Below are 1,169 nucleotides of genomic sequence, written 5' to 3' on the forward strand. Positions count from 1 at the left end.
CGGGTCAGCGAGGCCGCCGCGGCGGGCCGTACCCCCAGGAGCATGCCCGCCACCACCAAAGGCAAGGCGGCGGCCGCCAGTAAGACTCTGAGCCTTCGTTTCACGCCATGTCCTTCCTTCTTGAGATGACGCGGATGCCGGCGCGCGCTCGACGTGGCGGCACCAGCCGTGTGAGCGTTAACACCGTCGGCCGGCCAGTCCCTTCGATCAGCGAGTCGGATGGGCGGGCCCAGGCGTGGTGATGCGGCATCGAACCGGGCGGTACTGGAACGTCGGCGACGAGAGCGGGTTCCGCGACACTCGGCGATAATTTTGTTATCGCTAACATCTGCGACAGTGGACCGGCCTTTTCTCTCCTCGCGACCGGCCGGTGGTGGTGTGCCGGAGCAAATACGAAGCGGGAGGGTCCCGTCAAGAGGGACGGCGTACTTTCTTGCGCGGCGCCGTTCCACGGCGCCGCGCGGGCCGACGTCGCCCATCTGGAGTTATCGATGACGACCATCCCGCTTTCGGCGCTGTCATCATGCTGAAACTTTCATTGACGACCCCCCGCACAGAGCACGCCAATTGCCATGTTTTCGGAGGCAGGAGCACTCATGGGAACGTATTTACGTCGCATTCGTCGAACACCGAACCCGAAAGTTTCAGTCGAGCCTTGACACATTTCGGGGAGATTTCCAGACTGAGTCCCCGAGGCGGTCTCCCCCTGCCAGGTCGGTGGTGAAGTGGCGGGGGGGCGCCGTCCGCGACGCCCTCGTGGTGTGCGTTCCATAACGGGACGCGGTGCCGATCCCGCGGATGTCCTCTTTCCGTGATTCAGTTGTGGAGGCTCAGGCATGGATTCGAACGCCACCCCCCTAGATCGGCTCCGGCGGCCACGCCGCGGCCGGGTGCTGCTCGCCGGCGCCCTCGGCGTTCTCAGCGCGATCACCGCCGTGGCGGTGTCGGTTCCCGCCGACGCGGCGGCGAGCACGCTGGGCGCGGCGGCCGCGCAGAGCGGTCGTTACTTCGGCACCGCGATCAGTGCGAACAAGCTGGGCGACTCGCAGTACACCACGATCGCCAATCGTGAGTTCAACATGATCACGGCCGAGAACGAGATGAAGATCGACGCGACTGAGCCGAACCAGGGTCAGTTCAACTTCACCAACGCCGACCGGATCTACAAC

The 1,169-nt window shown here is 64.9% G+C and carries 1 protein-coding gene; it reads left to right on the forward strand.

Annotation, left to right across the window (positions count from 1 at the left end):
• Nucleotides 1-836: 836 nt before the first annotated feature.
• A partial coding sequence (locus FLV34_RS39315) for an endo-1,4-beta-xylanase (RefSeq protein WP_147945590.1) occupies nucleotides 837-1,169 on the forward strand: 333 nt, incomplete at its 3' end.

The organism is Microbispora sp. CSR-4 (assembly GCF_008033685.1).
GTDB lineage: Bacteria > Actinomycetota > Actinomycetes > Streptosporangiales > Streptosporangiaceae > Microbispora.